A 17,551-nucleotide genomic window follows, 5' to 3' on the forward strand; every position below is an offset into this window, starting at 1 on the left:
GACTCCTGACTCCTTCATCATTTATTTATAACTGTTCAACCGGACATGATATAATTTGCGCCTTGAAGCCTCCCCTTTTAAGGGGAAAAAAGAAATAATATTTCCTGATATTCAATTCCGTAACGGTTTTATCCATTATCCATTATCCATTAATGAAATCTTCCTATAACTGTATTAATGAGCGTGCACGGGCAAAACGTGGGTCTTCGAGCCTAAATCCATCAGGGTTTGTTCCGCACTCTAATGCTAAGTAGTAGGTAAATAATTGGAGCGGCACAAGGCAGGTTAAAGAACAGAATGATTCTGGAACTTTTGGAACAATAACCCACCCTGTTGCGCTAGCATGCAGTGACTTGGGCCGCCACCAACTAACCAGATGCGTCGCCGATTGACTTGTTCGTGGGCGAAGCGTACCATCTCATTCTCCGTTTCTAGTGCTACAGACAGTAGTTCAGAAAGTTCATACTCCAGAAAACTTTTCGATAGAAGACTTGTCCCGGTACGATGAAAGCCGATACGATCCGCAAGAGTAGATAAGACTGAAATCGTACCAATATAACTAACGGTATGAGCAGCTGACTTATCCTGTGCAACTGTAGGTAAGGTGACATCGCTTTGTACAGCCTCGGTAACTACACCTTCACCAGTAATGAATATGGTGTAACAACCTACTTCACGAGCATATTTGAGAGATTCAACTGTATAAAGTTTATTCCCGCGATGACTAATACCAATGACACAATCTCTTGGTGTTATTCGGGGTCTATAAAGTGCAAAATCAAATGAGTGAAATGTTTGTGTGAAAAGGTCTCTCCCATACAAACGCATTAAGTGTTCACCGACGAGAGCTGCATGATATGAAGTTCCAATACCAACTAAAAATAGCCGTTCACAGGAAGCTATACGGGTAGCGCAATTATCAATTAAGACTTCATTACCTTGAGCTACATGAGTAAATGCTTGAGGTTGTGCAAAAATCGCCTCGTACATATGAAAGGGATGTTTCGATCTTTGTTCGCTAGACATAATCAGACTTTTCCTTGTTTTTAGACCATTAACATAATTCACTAGCTCAAAAAGGAAAGGCACTTTTTTGTTACAATGTGTTACAAAATGCTATAGAATTGCTTCCAATGTCAAGGGACTTAGCTGTTCTTTTTTAGCTTGATACTGATAACTGAAATGACTCATCTTCCGGAATTTTCGTTTCCCAGTTACAATCAATGGACGGTGGATAGATTTACATAACTTTATAGTATGCTCACTCAAGATGCTTCTAAGTCCCTTCGTTGGCAACGCACTCAATATTCTCCTCTGACCAGAAAAATAGATGTTTTTAGTGCCTTTGGAAAATTTTTTTTCTTTTTATGGTGGGACAATTTATTTCAAAATAAGTCTGCCTCTGTGAGAAAGCGTAGGGCTAAGTGGTTGGTGAGGACTATGCTAGATTTAGGCCCAACTTTTATCAAAATAGGTCAGTCTTTATCCACGCGGGCTGACATATTACCGAAGGAATATGTGGAGGAGTTAGGAAAATTACAAGATAATGTGCCTTCTTTTGAAACGACAGAAGCGATCGCTATTATTGAGTCTGAACTTGGTAACTCTCTTTATTCTCTCTATCGAGATTTTCAAGAACGTCCCATTGCTGCAGCTAGTCTTGGACAAGTACATAAAGCCAAGTTACAAACAGGTGAGGAAGTTGTAGTTAAGGTACAGCGTCCTGGATTAAAATCTTTATTTGACTTGGATGTAAAGGTTGTCAAAAGTGTTATCCGTTTTTGTCAAAGGTATTTTTCCTGGGCTAAAAGGTATGAATTAGATGCTATTTATTATGATTTTTTTAAAATTCTCTATCAAGAAATTGATTATGTGAATGAGGGTAAAAATGCCGATCGTTTTCGGGAAAATTTTAAAGATTATCCGGAAATAATTGTACCTCTTGTTTATTGGACTTATACTACGGAAAAAGTTATCACTCTTGAATATTTACCGGGAATCAAAATTAACGATAAAGTACGACTAGAAGCTTGTAAGATTAATCCAAAAAGGATTAATCAAATAGGAGTTTGTTGTTATTTAAGGCAATTATTATTAGATGGTTTTTTTCAAGCTGATCCTCATCCAGGAAATTTAGCTGTTAGTTTAGATGGTGGTGTTATTTTTTATGATTTTGGCATGATGGCTGAGGTAAAGTCATTGACAAAAGACCAGATGATTAAAACGTTTTTTGCTATTCTCAGAAAAGATGTTGACCAGGTGCTTAATACTTTGATTACTATTGGTTTAATTGAACCAATGCCGGATATTATGCCTGTAAAAAGATTAGTGAATTTTCTATTGGAAAATTTTACAGATAAACCTGTTGATTTTTATAATTTTGATGAGATAAAAGAGGAGCTTTATGTTTTGTTTGAGCAGCAACCATTTCGTTTGCCTTCCCAAATGATTTTTATTCTGAAGTCTCTATCTACCTTAGATGGTATTGCGAGAAACCTCGATCCTGACTATAGTTTGGTTACTTGCGCTCAACCTTTTGTCAAAAGTATTACTGTTGCTCAAGGTAGAGGTAGAGTTGTAGGAGAACTGGCAAAACAGACAAGAGATTTTATTAAGTATAAGTTACAGCAGCCTAGTAAAAGTGAAATCTTAATCCGTCAATTAGAAACGAAAATTGAAGATGGGGAAATTCAATTTAGAGTCCGCTCTATTGAAAATGATCGATTATTAAAACGAATTAATTTAGCTTTGAAAATTTTGATTTATACTTGTTTTTCTGGTTTTACTTTCCTCTCAGCTTCAGTTTTATTTGTAGGAGGATTTCTCGAAATAGCAATAGTAGTTTGTATTTTATCAGGATTAGGATTTATCTTGGTTTTAAAGTCAGGATTTCAGTTATCTTTCAGAGAAAAATTAGACAACATGCCAGATAAGTGAATATTTATATATCTGAATTTTGGGCAGATAAAATAGTTAGCATTCAACGGTCAATTAAATACTTCGACACAACTAATTTCAGATTTGGAGGAGGTAGGCAAGAGGTAATCATTTTTATAATTTATTCGCAAATACACAAATAATTTTGTCGTCCTAATTATTCGCTCAGAAATATTTGACTTTTCTATTGTGAGTACTGAGTCTATGATTAATTCTGAGAAAATTAACTCAGACGTTATAGATATTTGACTTTTCTATGATGAGTACTGAATCGATGATTAATTCTGAGCAAATTAACTCAGACGTTATAGATATTTGACTTTTCTATGATGAGTACTGAATCGATGATTAATTCTGAGCAAATTAACTCAGACGTTATAGATATTTGACTTTTCTATGATGAGTACTGAGTCCCTTGAATTCTGAGAAAATTAACTAAGACGTTATAGATATTTGACTTTCCTATTGTCAGTACTGAGTCGATAATTAATTTTGAGAAAATTAACTCAGACCTTACAGATATTTGACTTTTCTATTGTCAGTACTGAGTCGATAATTAATTTTGAGAAAATTAACTCAGACGTTATAGATATTTGACTTTTCTATTGTGAGTACTGAGTCCATGATTAATTCTGAGCAAATTAACTAAGACGTTATAGATATTTGACTTTAAGGCGACCAATTCGCTAATGAGCAATTATAGCAGTCTAAAGAAAAGTTAGGACAGTTAAAAAGTTTAAAACTCATACCATTTCTCCATGAAGTTGCACTTAATATTAAAGATGAGAATAGTCAGTGTAATAAGGTCTGAGCAACAATTATTCAGCGCATTGTTACAGAGAAATGGTATCAGACAAAATAATACTTTTCCTTCTTCCTTCTGACTTCTTACTTCTGCATAGATAATGATAATATCAAGACGTTCATATAGTTTTCTTGACTTATCAGTAAAAATGTCTCCTGAACAATTTTTATCATCCAGTATTTGGCGTACCAGAATCAAAACCTACTTCAAACTCATGGATGTCGATAAAAACGGGGTTTTAACCCTCTCCGACTTTGAAGAAATTGCAAATCGTTTAATTCAACTTCAAAATGATTCATCAAGGAATGAAGAAATTCGCGAGATGTGTCATTCTCTCTTTCAATATTTTATGGCTGGAGGGGGACCAGTTGATAGTAACACTCGAATTAGCGAAGAAGATTTGATTGCTAATGTTGCAAAGATCGTATCCTTAACTGAACTAGATAAAGCACTTGCATTATCTAGGCACAAAAACGAACTCTTCTTCGATATTATAGACACCGATCACTCTGGACAAATATCCCGCGAAGAGTACCGGAAGTACCTGGAAGTATACATGGGAGTAGAACAACCTGACCGTGCTGACCAAGCTTTTGATACCATTGACTCAGATAAGTCAGGTTCCATCAGTCGTGAGGAGTTTGTCGAAGATCATAGACGCTACTGGTATGAAATTGGCGATGAAAAGGATAATTCTCCCCTTCCCTATGGAAAATTAGTCGATTCATAGCAGAAAGTTATAGCAATGTGCGCTGGCATATTTACACATTATTTTTTGTACACCTTTTCGCTTACTGCACTTTGAGCTGGACATTGTAAATACCTGAGCGCTCATTGCTACTGAGCGCTCATTGCTATACCAATATTTTTTTATATTACTAACAGGACTTATACCAAGCGTGAAAAAAGAATTTTACGAATAGTAAGAGCGATAAAAAGACAAATGCAGGAGATATCCCTTTGACAAAAAAGATAATTTATGACCTGAAAAATGGTATTAAAGCTATTCTCATACAACTCCTGACTCCTAAGAAATACCCTAGATATTTGTAGCAAACATTTATCAATTTGGTATTACGCAAAATATGAAATCATACGCCATCTGTATGGGAAGGAAAAGTAAATCCTCTGAGATAGGCAAATAGTAATTATTGAGTCTTTTAGTTAATCCATAGAAATGTGCCGACCCTACCTCTATATGATGAGTACAGAAAACAGAAAAATTGATCCTTCACAGACATAAATAGTTATTTTCTCAACCTCTAAAAAATTTTACCTGCGTAAAAAAGAAAATGAGCTTGGATTTTCAAAGCAACTCTGATACTATAATGTTAATAGTGGTTGTTTGCCCGTACACTAGACTTTTTATTCAACGCAAAAAAAAGAAAGTTGAAAGTAAAAAAAATTAAGTGATCGCCTCCCAGGCAACCTCAAACAAAGGCATTCTCTGAAGCAATCCCGAAAAAAAGCGACACCAAAAGTAGAATTAGGATTGCCATAAAAGGGATAACTGATGACTGAAAAAAGGCGATCGCCTCCCAGACAACTCTAGATAACCTTAAACAAAGGCATTCTCTGAAGCATCCCCGAAAAAATGACACCGAAAGTAGAATTAGGATTGCCATCTCAAGCCAACTGTAATAGGTTAATTTTAGTAGGAATAATTCGCCCATATACTAGACTTTTTATTCAACACAACACATTTCCGAAAACCGAAAAAAACTCCCTTTATATATCACACAAACAAATTTTTGTCAAAACAGCAAAAGACGACCAAAGAAAAATTAGTCATTTTGAGCAAAGAAAATTCAGATAAATATCGGGCAAGACAACGGCAGAATAGGAATTAACAGCGTTAAAACTCAATCAAGATATAAAATGCGCCAATATTATCATAAGTATAGAATATCACAAAATTGAAAAAAACCTCTAAAAATATTGAAACCTCCTTAAGCAACTCAGAAAAATTTCCCCATTTAACAATCAGACAAAAACGGTAAAGTTTAAAATATTAAAACCAAAAACAGAAACTTATAACTTCATCTAATTTAAACCTCTAAAGCAAAATATTATCAACCAAATCAAAAATGGAAAAAACAAACATTTATTCAAACAAATATTATTAGGCACATCCGCAGCTCATCAATGCAAAATTATTCACCGAAAAACTGGGTTTGAAGCCTCCCCCTAAAAGGGGGACTTTGTGCTATGCTTAAAAAAGCGGAAAGGTATTCAACCGCTCTCAAAAGCTATAGCTACTTAATTGTAGCGTTTGCACCTTGAAAACTAGAGTTATGGGGTTTTGTACAGTAATGCTTGTACATGGAAAAGCTCTAAGCAACAATTACCAGAGAACCAAAGTTTTTTTGAGGCTTGAACTGTACCGTAGGGCATAGGGTAACAGGCTCTTGAAATAGAGCAAACGCGCAGGCGTGAGAACCATCTCTGGATTAGATTCCGCAAGGTATTTGATTTAAGTGGACTCTTTGTTGGCGTAGCCTTGCGTCAGCAAACCAAGAATCTTGGTTTCAGGAGAATCTCCGCGCCTTTAGGTTGGAGAGTATGTCAACCAACTCAGACTGAATTTTTTCTAGTTGCAAATCACGACCAATCAATACTAACTTAGTCTGTTTAACTTCCTCTTTTTGCCACTGACGGTCATAGAAATAATCAAAGCGCGAACCTACCCCTTGTAAAACTAAACGCATTGGTTTATTCGGCACCGCAACAAAACCTTTAATCCGATAAATTTCATCATTTATAGCTAACCTTTTCAACTTTTCAACTAACTCTTTTGGTTCAAACTCTTGGTCTAAAATTAAATGAACAGAATTAATTTCATCATCATGTTCGTGGTCTTCCTCAGTATCATGATGACTAGGTCGAGCATCTAAATCATCTTCAACTGCTGCATTAAATCCTAACAATACATCCGGACTAATTTCTCCCCCAATACAAGGAACTATTTTTACAGTTTTAGGTAACTGTTCCTTTAACCAATTTTGTACTTTTTTTAAAGTAGCTTCATCAACCATATCAACCTTAGTTAATAATACTAGATCGGCACAAGCTAACTGGTCTTCAAATAATTCCTCAATTGGTGTTTCATGGTCTAAATTTGGGTCAGCTTGACGTTGAGCTTCCAAAGCATCAATATCTCCTACCAAACTACCATTTGCCACTGCCTCACAGTCAACAACAGTAACAACTCCATCTACAGTTGCAGAAGTCTTAATTTCCGGCCAACGAAATGCTTGTACTAAAGGCTTAGGTAATGCTAACCCAGAAGTTTCTATTAAAATACTATCAATTTTTTCTCGGCGTTTTAAGAGTTGTTGCATAGTAGGAAAAAATTCTTCTTGCACTGTACAGCAAAGACAACCATTTGTTAGTTCAACAATGTTATTAGTAGCATCTTCTTCATCACAAACTTGACAGGAACGTAGAAGTTCTCCATCTATGCCAACTTCTCCAAATTCATTAACTAAAACTGCAATACGACGACCTTGATTATTTTGTAATAAATGGCGAATTGTGGTGGTTTTTCCACTGCCGAGAAAGCCTGTAATTACAGTAACAGGAATTTTTGCACTCATAAATTTTAATCGTGTTTATTGATGATTTTTTTGACAAATAGAAAATTTAGAATAAGGAACAAGCTAGGAAGAAAAAATTAGAAGAAATAAAACTAAGTATAAAATTGCCTAGATTTATTAGGTATAGCAAAAGTAAGAAGGAAAAATGAAGAAGGTAGAACCAAAGGAGCGAAAATTTTTTTGTCTGAGTTTTAAACTTTTGATATATCCGCACTCTTTCCTTCCACTGCTATAAATATTTTATGAACTATGAAGTTTGGTCTTTTCCTTGCTTTATATTTTTTCTTTTATCCGTAGCAAAAGCAAATATTGAATTGCTAATCAAATGAAGAAATAGAGTAATGATGAATCAAATAAGGAGAAATTTTTTTTCCATTGTTGCTTTCTGGAACTGTTGCCTTCTATAGAATTTAGTAATGAGTTTGAAACTAGATTCTAAACTTTTTTCCTGCCAAACAAAGTTACTAAAACTTTCCCCTGTTTTCTAGATAATTATAGCAGCTTTACAGCGCTTTTCAAATTGATGAACCACATCTTCACAAATCAAACCCTTGTAGGGACGTTCCATGGAAGGTCCCTACTGTGGTCTACCTAAATGAAAACCGCTGTAAAATAGATAGACTACAGTGACAATCTACTACCTACGGACGTTGCATGGAACCTCCCTACCTTCCTAACCTCAAAAATTTTGTAGTCTACTTAAATGAATTGCGCTGTAAATTTCTTACTTACATTTCCAATATAAATCCTATAGCTACATTTAATTAACAAACATGGCGGTACTAAAGTCATAGTAACCGAGTGATAGAAGAAACGTAAGAATTTCCTGCGGAATGCTGCGCAAACAGCGGTCAGCTATTAGCGCTTCCTTTCCTTCGGAATGCTACGCAAACAGCAGTTAATTTTGGGGAAGGTAAAAGCAACCTTTGAAATTGAGGAAAGAATAAAAAGTTACTGTTAAAGTCCCCTTCCTAAACCTTAGAGAAGTAATGAATAATTACTCATTGCTGAAATGCTGACTGCTAATAGCTGAATGCTTAGGAATAAACACAATTAACATTGAAAAATATCCGTATTTCTTCAACCATTAATTTTGCTTAAATATCTCCATGAATTAATGGTGGAATTCTTGCTAAAACACCTTTTTTTAAGTGTTCAGGTCTTTCCGACCAAGATAATAATCCATCAGATTTAGCATCATAGAGACTGGCACATTCTAATACTGCTGCTGATACTTCTAACAACATTTCTGTTTGAGATGGTAAATCTCCAAATACATAAGTATGCTTACCAGGAGCAGCAAAAGAAATAGCACAAGAGTGACTACAAGCACTCATACATTCTATTGGTGTTATAGTAAATCTATCCCGTAAGTGCCAATTTTTATATTGTTGGGAAAGTCGATCAAGTAGTTTTTCTCCTCCACTAATACCTTGTCGTTTCCCATATTTCCAAACACTTGCACAAGTAGTACAAACAAATAGTAATTGTGGCGTAGACATTATGTTTCTTTGATAATTTGCAGGAATTTAATTTTGCTATTAACTATTAACTAAATATGGCGCTGGTGAAAAATACCATTCCAATGGCACCTATTGTCAAACCCAGGAAGCGCATTACAAGAAAGAATTTATTTTCCCAAAAATTACTTACTAATTCAGCAGATTTCATTACTAATAATGCTATTAATAACTGAATCACCGTAAAGCCTAACAAATATGCAAATAAAGGTGTCATTTCTGCACCAATAATTGCCTCTCCATAAGCATAACCGTGAAATATACCAGCAATAGCTGCAAAGATACTTAATAATTGAAGACTTAGCTTCTTTTTAAGAGCTAGCATTGCACCAAAAACAACTACTGATAGAGCGATCGCTATTTCTGTTAAAGGTAAATCAATACTGAGAAGATGGATACCCGTTCCTAATATTACTGTAGCGAGAAAAGATGCTATTATTGATATACCATTGGGGATTCCTACTGCAATTAATCCAACTGCAACTACAAAAGCCAGATGATCTATTCCAATAATTGGATGTCCTACACCAGATAGAAAACCTTCCCACAAATTACTTGGTATTTTTCCACCCATTGGATGATGAGCTATTGCCGATTCTATTGTGCTGAAAAAAATTAAAATTGCCAGCGCTAAAATTACTCTTATTCTATGCAATTGATAACTAACCCTACTTTTTGTGGGTTTGTCATGTTTGTCTTTCATCCGTACCTCGCAGATGTATTGATTATTTTTCTTGATAATGTTGGCAGGCATTCTGGCTTAATGAAATTTTAGATTTTACTAAACTCATTTCACAGTTGCGGGACAGCGTTGGATTTACACCAAACTTTCCCTCTTACTTCTAACGACTGACCCTCGCTAGAACCAACATAGTTTAAAGACTATATCACAATATTTCTCTTCTCGATCGAATTTTTTTTTATTTTTATAAATTTTTCAACATTTTCTGCTTAATACATCTTTATCAAAATCAAAAAAATAGTTAGTTAGTATCTAAAACTATATTTATTATGCAAAAAACTAATAAACTGTGGATATAATATAATCATCATCCAAACTATAATTGTAATGATTAAGATCAAGCTTATTTTTATTTTTTTAGTTTTAAATAATCAGGCCAAATAATTATACTTGTTAAACGTTCTGAATATATAAACCTCATCGTAAATTATTTCAATTATCTTATTTACTAGACAGTGCAAAGTTCCGGGAATAACTATTGCTAGTCAAGGGTTTCACGGACTCAAGGTTAAAAATTCTCCATTCACAGAGCGTAGGTGCTGTAAACCTTTCCCAGTAACACTTTCAATCTTGAGAACCAACTGTTTTTTAGCAGAACTTTGTACTCTCCAGTTATTGAAAAATTAAAATGGTGAAAAATATATAATATAATTAGAACTGAGAAGTTGTAAAATTCAGACTTATAATATGACTAATATCTGGATTTTTCAATGATCAATATCAAATAACAGCTTTTGAACTCCTCAGAAAAAAACACCCCCACCATCAAGGAAGAAAACAAATATGTCCAGATACGATTCCCATCTTAAATGCTCATTTTGTGGCAAGTCCCAAGATCAAGTTCGTAAGTTAATAGCAGGTCCTGGGGTTTATATTTGCGATGAATGTGTAGAACTCTGTAACGAAATATTAGAAGAAGAAATTTTTAACTCTAGAAAAGATGATACTTCAGCTAGTGAAATCGGAGCGCAATTAGCAAATAATAATTATTCAGGTAAGAGTAAAGCTTCCTTAGAAGCAGTTCCAAAACCTACAGAAATTAATCAATACTTGGATCATCATGTAATTGGACAATACCAAGCAAAAAAAGTACTGTCAGTAGCAGTATATAATCACTACAAACGTCTGAGTTGTCAAACAAATCATAATTCCGACAACAGCCTTGACCCAGATGTGGAATTACAAAAATCAAATATCCTATTAATTGGCCCAACTGGTTGTGGAAAGACTCTGTTAGCCCAAACTCTAGCAGAATTACTAGATGTGCCATTTGCTGTAGCAGATGCAACGACCCTGACCGAAGCTGGTTATGTAGGGGATGATGTAGAGAATGTGTTATTAAGGTTATTGCAAGTAGCAGACTTTGATATAGAAGCTGCCCAGAGAGGAATTATATATATAGACGAAATAGATAAAATTGCTCGTAAAAGTGAAAATACTTCCATTACAAGAGATGTATCTGGAGAAGGAGTACAACAAGCTCTATTAAAAATCTTGGAGGGGACAATAGTTAATGTCCCACCACAAGGAGGGCGTAAACATCCCTATCAAGATTTTATTCAGCTTGATACCAATTCAATTTTGTTTATTTGTGGTGGTGCTTTTGTCGGGTTAGAGAAAATAGTTGAACAACGACAGGGAAAAAAATCATTGGGCTTTATTCAGGCCGAAAATATTAATCAAGATAATATCGCTTTACAGTCAAAAGAAAAACGTCATATTAATGTACTCAAAAGTATAGAACCAGACGACTTAGTTAAGTTTGGTTTGATTCCAGAATTTATTGGACGAATGCCAGTATTAACAGTAATTGACCCATTAGATGAAACGGCATTAATGAAAATATTAACAGAACCACAAAATGCTTTAGTTAAACAGTATCAAAAATTATTAAAGATGGATAATGTTAAGTTAGAATTTCAAAAAGAAGCTCTCAGGGCGATCGCTAAAGAAGCATATAGACGTAAAACAGGAGCTAGAGCATTGCGAGGTATTTTAGAAGAGTTAATGTTAGAGGTAATGTATGAGTTACCATCCCGTAAAGATGTCACCCGTTGCATTATCACTGAAGAAATGGTAGAAAAACGATCTACTGCTGAATTGTTATGGCATCCAACTTGGCATAAACAGCATGAGTCTGCTTAAAAATTATCAAATCAAGATTTGACCTTTAGATGTAATATCTTGGATTTGTAGTGAGGCGAAATAAAATATAGTAGAAAAATCTGCTTGATTCTCAACCATAAGTATACAAATCTATTTTGAGCAAAACTTTCTTTAATTTTTGCTATTGCTACATCGAGCTTGTGATATAATAGAATATGTTATCGGTTTCGAGGATCTGTTTAAGTTCGATGGGCGTTTTCCAGTTTTTCTTTACAGACTTGTCTCCGAGTTCTATTTTGTTTAAATTTTTAACTGATTTGGGAGACAGTCTATGTCAATATATGTGGGTAACTTATCCTACGAAGTCACGCAAGAGGACTTAAACGCAGTATTTGCTGAATATGGACAGGTAACAAGAGTTCACTTACCTATAGACCGTGAAACAGGTCGATTACGTGGTTTTGGATTTGTGGAAATGGTCAATGAGGAGGATGAAGAAAAAGCAATTGAAGCTTTGGATGGAGCAAGTTGGATGGGTCGTGACATGAGAGTTAATAAGGCCAAGCCACGAGAAAATAAGGGTGGTGGTAACTACGGTGGTGGCGATAATCGTAAATTCTCTCGTAACAGATAATAACTTATCAAAAACGTTGCTAGAAAGAATGTCCCCTCAAATAGACATAGGTGTAAAAAAGAATGTAGAAACGTTGAGCACTCAAACAGAAGACAGGGATCGGGGAGAATAGGAAAACTCGATCTAGACCAATAGCAGAGGTTATTTGAACGCTAATAAATGGACTGTATATAACCTCTCTACAACCATAAGGGGGTTGGTAAGGGGGTGCTGGTTTCCCCACTCCTCCACAGGGTGGGGCGGAAAGCACCCCCCTTACATAAATAAATGTTGATCCGCTTCGATCAAGATGTTTGTCTACCTCCCGACTGATTTTTGATGTAATCTTTGACTATTTCCAAGGGTGCGCCACCACAGGAAACTATACATTTTGAGTCATGCCATAATTTAGCTTTTCCCCAGTAAAATTGGTTGATTTCTTGAGCATATTTTCGTCTAATAATTCTGCTGGTAGCAGACTTTAGAGATGATATTAACTGGGAAATATTATTGTCTGGATGTAGCTGAATCAATATGTGTACATGGTCTGGCTCACCTTCAAACTCTTCTAAGGAACAGCGTTTAGCAGTTAAAACTTTTTCTATGATTTCCCTCATATCTTTAATCATGTTTGTAGTCAATACTTTTTTTCTATATTGAGTCACGAAACATATATGCAGGTGAATGTCATAGACTACATGAGAACCACGGTTTAATTCTTTTTCCATAATTTCTACTCATTTTTATTTTTGGTGTTAAGATAATTATATCGACTCAAACTTTATCTAGAGGTGATAGTTCTATGGCCAATAGAAGATTGACTTTTCGACTGTATCCGACAAAAGTACAGAAAGAAAAACTATTTTTAGTCAGAAAACTACACCAGCTTTTGTATAACGCTGGTGTCGCTCATAGGCGTTTTGAGTGGAGAAAAAATCGCTCAAATGTAGACTATTTCACTCAGCAAAACGCATTACCAGGTTTTAGACAGCAGTGGTCCGATTATCAACAGCTTAATTTAAGTTCATTGCAAGCAACAGTCAAGCGTGTTGACTTAGCTTATAATGCTTTTTTTAAAGGAATCAGGAAACGCCCAAAGTTTAAGTCAATTAGGAATTACTCCGGTTGGACTTACCCAGATGGTCGTCAAGGTTTTAAGGTGCAAATTGAAAAGTGCCAAAAATATTCTGTTAACTGTGGATGGGTGACACTTAATGACTTGGGTATGAGACTCAGGATGCGGGGTAGGTTTAAGTATTGGGGAAAACCTACTACTTGTACGATTGTTTATCGTCCTCATAAAGATGAGTGGTATGTTTCATTTAGTATCAAGACCTCGGAACCATTACCGTTGTTTGGCAGTAAATCTCCCTTAGATTATGAGTCAATGGTGGCTTTTGACCTTGGTACTCAAACAGCTTTGACTTGTTATGATGGCTATGGTTTTGACGAAATTAGTAATCCTAGATTTGACAGGGAGTTTGCCCCAAAAATTCAGCAAGCTTCACGTCAACTCAAAAGAAAGCAAGGACCAATTAAAGGTAAGCAAAAAGCATCAAGTAGATGGAAAAAAGCGAAGAGAAAAATCTCTAAGCTCAAGGCCAAACAATCAGCCGTAAGACAAGATTGGCAGCATAAAGTAACTACAGATATTGCTAGTTGTTATGACATCGTAGTTACTGAAAAATTAAATGTTAAAGGCATGACCCGAAAAGCCAAGACAGGTAAACGCTCAAAGCAAAAAGCAGGTCTCAACCGTTCTCTGCTTGATGTTGGCTTTGGAACATTAAATCAGATGGTGTTGTATAAAATTTTAGGTAAAGGTGGTTTGCATATAACCATTGACACCAGGAGAGTCAAGCCTTCTCAGAGATGCCCTAGCTGTGGAACAGTTCATAAAGAATGGGCACAGTTGAGTAATCGTTACCATGTTTGTGATGATTGTGGTTTTGAGGTGCCAAGAGACCAAGGCTCGGTCATGGTGATGTGGAATGTTGCTGCAGATCGGCAACCGGGGTTAGGAACTGGCCTCGTTAATCGTCGATGCTCAAGCTCTACTGATTCGACCCGTAAACATACAGGCTCGATGAGGCAACTGGGGCAAATGAAGCGCTCAAAATCTCAAAGTGCGGACTTTGTTGACGGGGACTTAGAAACCCCGTCCGTCTACACGGCGGGGTAGTTCATAGTTTTGAGCTACAGTTGGTTGTTAAGTATTCAGAAATCCAGAGAAAATAATAGTAAATATCAAAGACTCAGCTAATGATGCTAGAGTCTTTCTTCATATAAAATTTTGCTAATTCAATGATAGGAAATTCCTACCTGCTGAAACCGACTTAATACTTCACCCAAACGCTCACATTCAGCAATTAAACTAACCCTCAGATAACCCTCTCCTCCACTACCAAAAGCATTTCCAGGAGTCACCACAACCCCAGTTTTTTGTAATACAGACAAAGCAAAATCAGTAGATCCTACTCCTGGTGGACAAGGCACCCATAAATACATAGTTGCCAGAGTTTTCCGCACATTCCAACCCAACTTTCCTAAACCTTGAATCAGAAAATCTCGACGTTGCCGATAACGCTCTTGAACCTGATGTAAAAATTCATCCGGTAACTGTAAAGCAGTTTCAGCAGCGGATTGTAGAGCAGCAAACAACCCATAATCTAAATTAGTTTTCAGAGTACGTAACCCTTGAATAATCCGAGAATTACCAACCACAAAACCTACTCGCCAACCAGCCATATTATAAGTCTTAGACATAGTGTGAAACTCAACACCAATATCTTTTCCCCCAGGAATCTCCAATAAACTTGTAGGCTGATAACCATCAAAAGCTAACTCAGCATAACATAAGTCGTGAACCAGCATAATTTCATACTTTTTAGCAAAAGCGACAATATCCTGGAAAAATTCCCGTGGGGCAGTAGCACCAGTGGGATTACTAGGATAATTAAAATAGAGAATCTTCGCTTGCTCTGCAACACTATCGGGAATATCCCCTAAATCAATAATCCAATCATTTTCTGGTTTCAGTAAAATGCTATGAATCTTACCTCCAGCAATTAAAGGGCCACGGAAATGGGCCGGATATGCAGGATTAGGTGCTAAAACTAAATCTCCTGGATTCACATAAGCCAAAGCTAAGTGAGTTAAACCCTCCTTAGAACCCAAAAGTGGTAAAGCTTCACCATCTGGGTCAAGTTTCACATTATAACGACGGAAATACCAATTAGTAATTGCTTTCCTGAAACTAGCAGTACCTTCAAAGGGTGGATAACCATGGTTAGTTACTTCTTGTAAAGCGGCGATAGCGGCCTCCACCACAGGTTGAGGAGTCGCCCCATCAGGGTTCCCCATTCCCAAGTCAATTAAATCTAGCCCTTGTTCGCGGGCACGAGCTTTTAGTTCGTCTAAACGGGCAAAAACATAAGGTGGTAGTGCTTGTACTCTGTTTGCGGGACTAATCCAATCCATATTTATTACAAGTTGAAGCAGAAAATAGGTAGTTCAACAATTAATAATTAATAATTAATAATTAACAATTATCTCTCCTTGAAAAGAAGAGGATTGACTAATAATGAAAATTTTGTCTTCTCTTGGTCGATGGTTGGCCAGCTCAGAGACCTCGCCATACCTCGACCGCTTGTTTCTCCTTTAAAGGAGATGTTTTAAACCTTAATTATTCGGTAAAAGTGAGACTACTTAAAATAAACTATTTTTTTCAAAACATCAGATTTCAATCTTCAGAAATTAGCTGTAGTATCTGCATAGGTATCAATTCGTGACATCTCCCACACGCTCGCTGACGCTATAGTGTGGGCTTCTCGTTTCGTAGTCCCGGTATCCCGTCGGCCTCCACGAGCTTTAAGGACGGAATGCCCTACCGCCCTATTTTTGATATTTATCGCCGCATTTAAGTCGCGGTCTATTACTATGCCACAATGGGAACAAGAATGAGTTCGTATGTTTAATTCTTTAGGGACTTTTTCTTCACAATTTGAGCAATCTTGGCTAGTATTTTTGGGGTTCACAGCTATAATCTTTTGTCGAGCATTTCCGGCTTTGACACTAAATTTTGTTTCTCTGGCTCTTGTGGGACTGTTGTTGAAACCATTGCTGCTACTAATTGCTCGGGAATTACCCTAAATGGTAAGCGATGAATATCAGAATTGCTATGACAAGCAACTTCAGCAGCACCCCATAATTCAGACAAACTGATTTCTCCTAACCCTAAGTCACCCAAGGTTTTTGGTAAACCAATCTCATCATAGAATTTTAACAGTTGCTGTCTAGCAGTCATAGCTAGTTGGTTGCCTTGTAGCATTTCTTCCAACCTTAGTTGGACTAATATACCATAAGCAACTTTTTCTCCATGTAATGTACCATGACTTGCTGACAAATGAGTTAGGCCATTATGAACAGCATGGGCAGCGACAGTCCGACATTGAGCACCGCCAATACCTCCAATTAAACCTGCTAATAAGACTGTGGCATCAACAACTTCTTGCCAGGTTTCTCCACCAGGTTCTTGTAAAGCTACTGTTGATTTTTGGAAGAGAATATCTCGCAAAACTCTTGCTTGTTGGACAGCAGCAACTATCATTGTTTGTTCTGAATGGCCACTACTAACTGAGGCTTCGTACCATTTGGCGATCGCATCCCCAATACCAGCTACTAAGATACGGGCAGGCCCAGTTTTGATTAAACTATAATCCAGAATTAGCAGGTCTGGACATTTAGCTAGACTAACATCGTACAAGAAAGCGCCTTGGTCTGAGTAGATGTTTGATAATGCAGTCCAAGCTGCACAAGTGCCTGCTGAGGTGGGAATGGTGACTATGGGTAAGTGACTTTGGTGGGCTAAGAGTTTGGCTGTGTCGAGAGCTTTGCCACCACCAACACCAATTATCAGGTCTGCTTTTTGAGTTGTGACGATTTGGCGAAGATTAGCTAGGCTAGCTTCACTACAGTCCGACCCGTAGTTGGCCTGAGTAAATTTTAAATGATGATTTTGTAGTAAAGGCCCAAGGTGTGGTTGAATGATATTCAAGGAGCGATCGCCTCCTACAATTAAGGGATTATTGCCAAGAAGGGCGATCGCTTCTCCTGATTTGGCCAGAGCATTTTTTCCCCGAATAATTTGAGTTGGCGCAATATTTAGGGATAATATAGTTGTTGCTGGTTGGCAGGTATTGGTCTGTTTAATCATGGCGACAAAGGCTAGAT

Annotated in this window: 14 protein-coding genes and 1 riboswitch; of the genes, 6 read left to right on the forward strand and 8 right to left on the reverse strand. The window is 36.6% G+C overall.

What is annotated here, in order from left to right; translation table 11 throughout:
- Positions 1 to 285: 285 nt before the first annotated feature.
- Complete coding sequence (locus D5R40_RS14150) at positions 286 to 1,026, reverse strand: SIS domain-containing protein (RefSeq protein ID WP_124147480.1); 741 nt, start codon at positions 1,024 to 1,026, stop codon at positions 286 to 288.
- A gap of 231 nt (positions 1,027 to 1,257) precedes the next feature.
- Here D5R40_RS14150 and D5R40_RS14155 point away from each other — a divergent pair, with 231 nt between their 5' ends.
- The 3 genes from D5R40_RS14155 (at position 1,258) to D5R40_RS14165 (ending at position 5,558) form a co-directional block, all read left to right on the forward strand.
- Positions 1,258 to 2,937, forward strand: a complete 1,680-nt coding sequence (locus D5R40_RS14155; protein ID WP_124147481.1) for an ABC1 kinase family protein — start codon at positions 1,258 to 1,260, stop codon at positions 2,935 to 2,937.
- Positions 2,938 to 3,890: 953 nt separating this feature from the next.
- Complete coding sequence (locus D5R40_RS14160) at positions 3,891 to 4,472, forward strand: EF-hand domain-containing protein (RefSeq protein ID WP_161564993.1); 582 nt, start codon at positions 3,891 to 3,893, stop codon at positions 4,470 to 4,472.
- Positions 4,473 to 5,336: 864 nt separating this feature from the next.
- Positions 5,337 to 5,558, forward strand: a complete 222-nt coding sequence (locus D5R40_RS14165; RefSeq protein WP_124147483.1) for a hypothetical protein — start codon at positions 5,337 to 5,339, stop codon at positions 5,556 to 5,558.
- A 712-nt stretch (positions 5,559 to 6,270) separates the two neighbouring features.
- Here D5R40_RS14165 and cobW read toward each other — a convergent pair.
- From cobW to D5R40_RS14180, 3 genes are all read right to left on the reverse strand, one after another.
- Positions 6,271 to 7,338, reverse strand: coding sequence for a cobalamin biosynthesis protein CobW (gene cobW / locus D5R40_RS14170; protein WP_124147484.1), 1,068 nt, complete (start codon positions 7,336 to 7,338; stop codon positions 6,271 to 6,273).
- A 1,097-nt stretch (positions 7,339 to 8,435) separates the two neighbouring features.
- Complete coding sequence (locus tag D5R40_RS14175; RefSeq protein WP_124147485.1) at positions 8,436 to 8,840, reverse strand: DUF1636 domain-containing protein; 405 nt, start codon at positions 8,838 to 8,840, stop codon at positions 8,436 to 8,438.
- A gap of 46 nt (positions 8,841 to 8,886) precedes the next feature.
- Entirely contained in the window at positions 8,887 to 9,612 is a 726-nt protein-coding gene (locus D5R40_RS14180) for a HupE/UreJ family protein (RefSeq protein WP_240041593.1), read from the reverse strand.
- A riboswitch (cobalamin riboswitch) is annotated at positions 9,587 to 9,743 on the reverse strand. It overlaps the preceding gene by 26 nt.
- 640 nt (positions 9,744 to 10,383) lie before the next feature.
- On the opposite strand from D5R40_RS14180, the gene clpX reads away from it, so the two are divergent.
- Both clpX and rbp read left to right on the forward strand, forming a co-directional pair.
- Complete coding sequence (gene clpX, locus D5R40_RS14185; RefSeq protein ID WP_124147487.1) at positions 10,384 to 11,745, forward strand: ATP-dependent protease ATP-binding subunit ClpX; 1,362 nt, start codon at positions 10,384 to 10,386, stop codon at positions 11,743 to 11,745.
- A 292-nt stretch (positions 11,746 to 12,037) separates the two neighbouring features.
- Positions 12,038 to 12,340 (forward strand): RNA-binding regulator, encoded by a 303-nt coding sequence (gene rbp / locus D5R40_RS14190; RefSeq protein ID WP_124147488.1) that lies wholly within the window; start codon positions 12,038 to 12,040, stop codon positions 12,338 to 12,340.
- 284 nt (positions 12,341 to 12,624) lie between these two features.
- Here rbp and tnpA read toward each other — a convergent pair whose 3' ends face one another.
- Positions 12,625 to 13,047: an IS200/IS605 family transposase gene (gene tnpA, locus D5R40_RS14195; protein WP_192901108.1), complete on the reverse strand. Its 423-nt coding sequence runs from the start codon at positions 13,045 to 13,047 to the stop codon at positions 12,625 to 12,627.
- Positions 13,048 to 13,121: 74 nt separating this feature from the next.
- On the opposite strand from tnpA, the gene D5R40_RS14200 reads away from it, so the two are divergent.
- Positions 13,122 to 14,501, forward strand: a complete 1,380-nt coding sequence (locus D5R40_RS14200) for an RNA-guided endonuclease InsQ/TnpB family protein (protein ID WP_192901272.1) — start codon at positions 13,122 to 13,124, stop codon at positions 14,499 to 14,501.
- 119 nt (positions 14,502 to 14,620) lie between these two features.
- Here D5R40_RS14200 and D5R40_RS14205 read toward each other — a convergent pair whose 3' ends face one another.
- The 3 genes from D5R40_RS14205 to D5R40_RS14215 all read right to left on the reverse strand — a co-directional run bounded on the left by D5R40_RS14205 (position 14,621) and on the right by D5R40_RS14215 (position 17,534).
- Positions 14,621 to 15,805, reverse strand: a complete 1,185-nt coding sequence (locus D5R40_RS14205; RefSeq protein WP_124146877.1) for an aspartate aminotransferase — start codon at positions 15,803 to 15,805, stop codon at positions 14,621 to 14,623.
- 263 nt (positions 15,806 to 16,068) lie between these two features.
- Positions 16,069 to 16,356 carry a zinc ribbon domain-containing protein gene (locus D5R40_RS39585; protein WP_338043242.1) on the reverse strand — a complete coding sequence of 96 codons (288 nt, stop codon included), beginning with the start codon at positions 16,354 to 16,356 and terminating at the stop codon, positions 16,069 to 16,071.
- 2 nt (positions 16,357 to 16,358) lie between these two features.
- Entirely contained in the window at positions 16,359 to 17,534 is a 1,176-nt protein-coding gene (locus D5R40_RS14215) for an iron-containing alcohol dehydrogenase family protein (protein ID WP_192901187.1), read from the reverse strand.
- Positions 17,535 to 17,551: the final 17 nt, after the last annotated feature.

It is taken from the genome of Okeania hirsuta (assembly GCF_003838195.1).
In the GTDB taxonomy this organism is placed as follows: Bacteria; Cyanobacteriota; Cyanobacteriia; order Cyanobacteriales; family Microcoleaceae; genus Okeania; species Okeania hirsuta.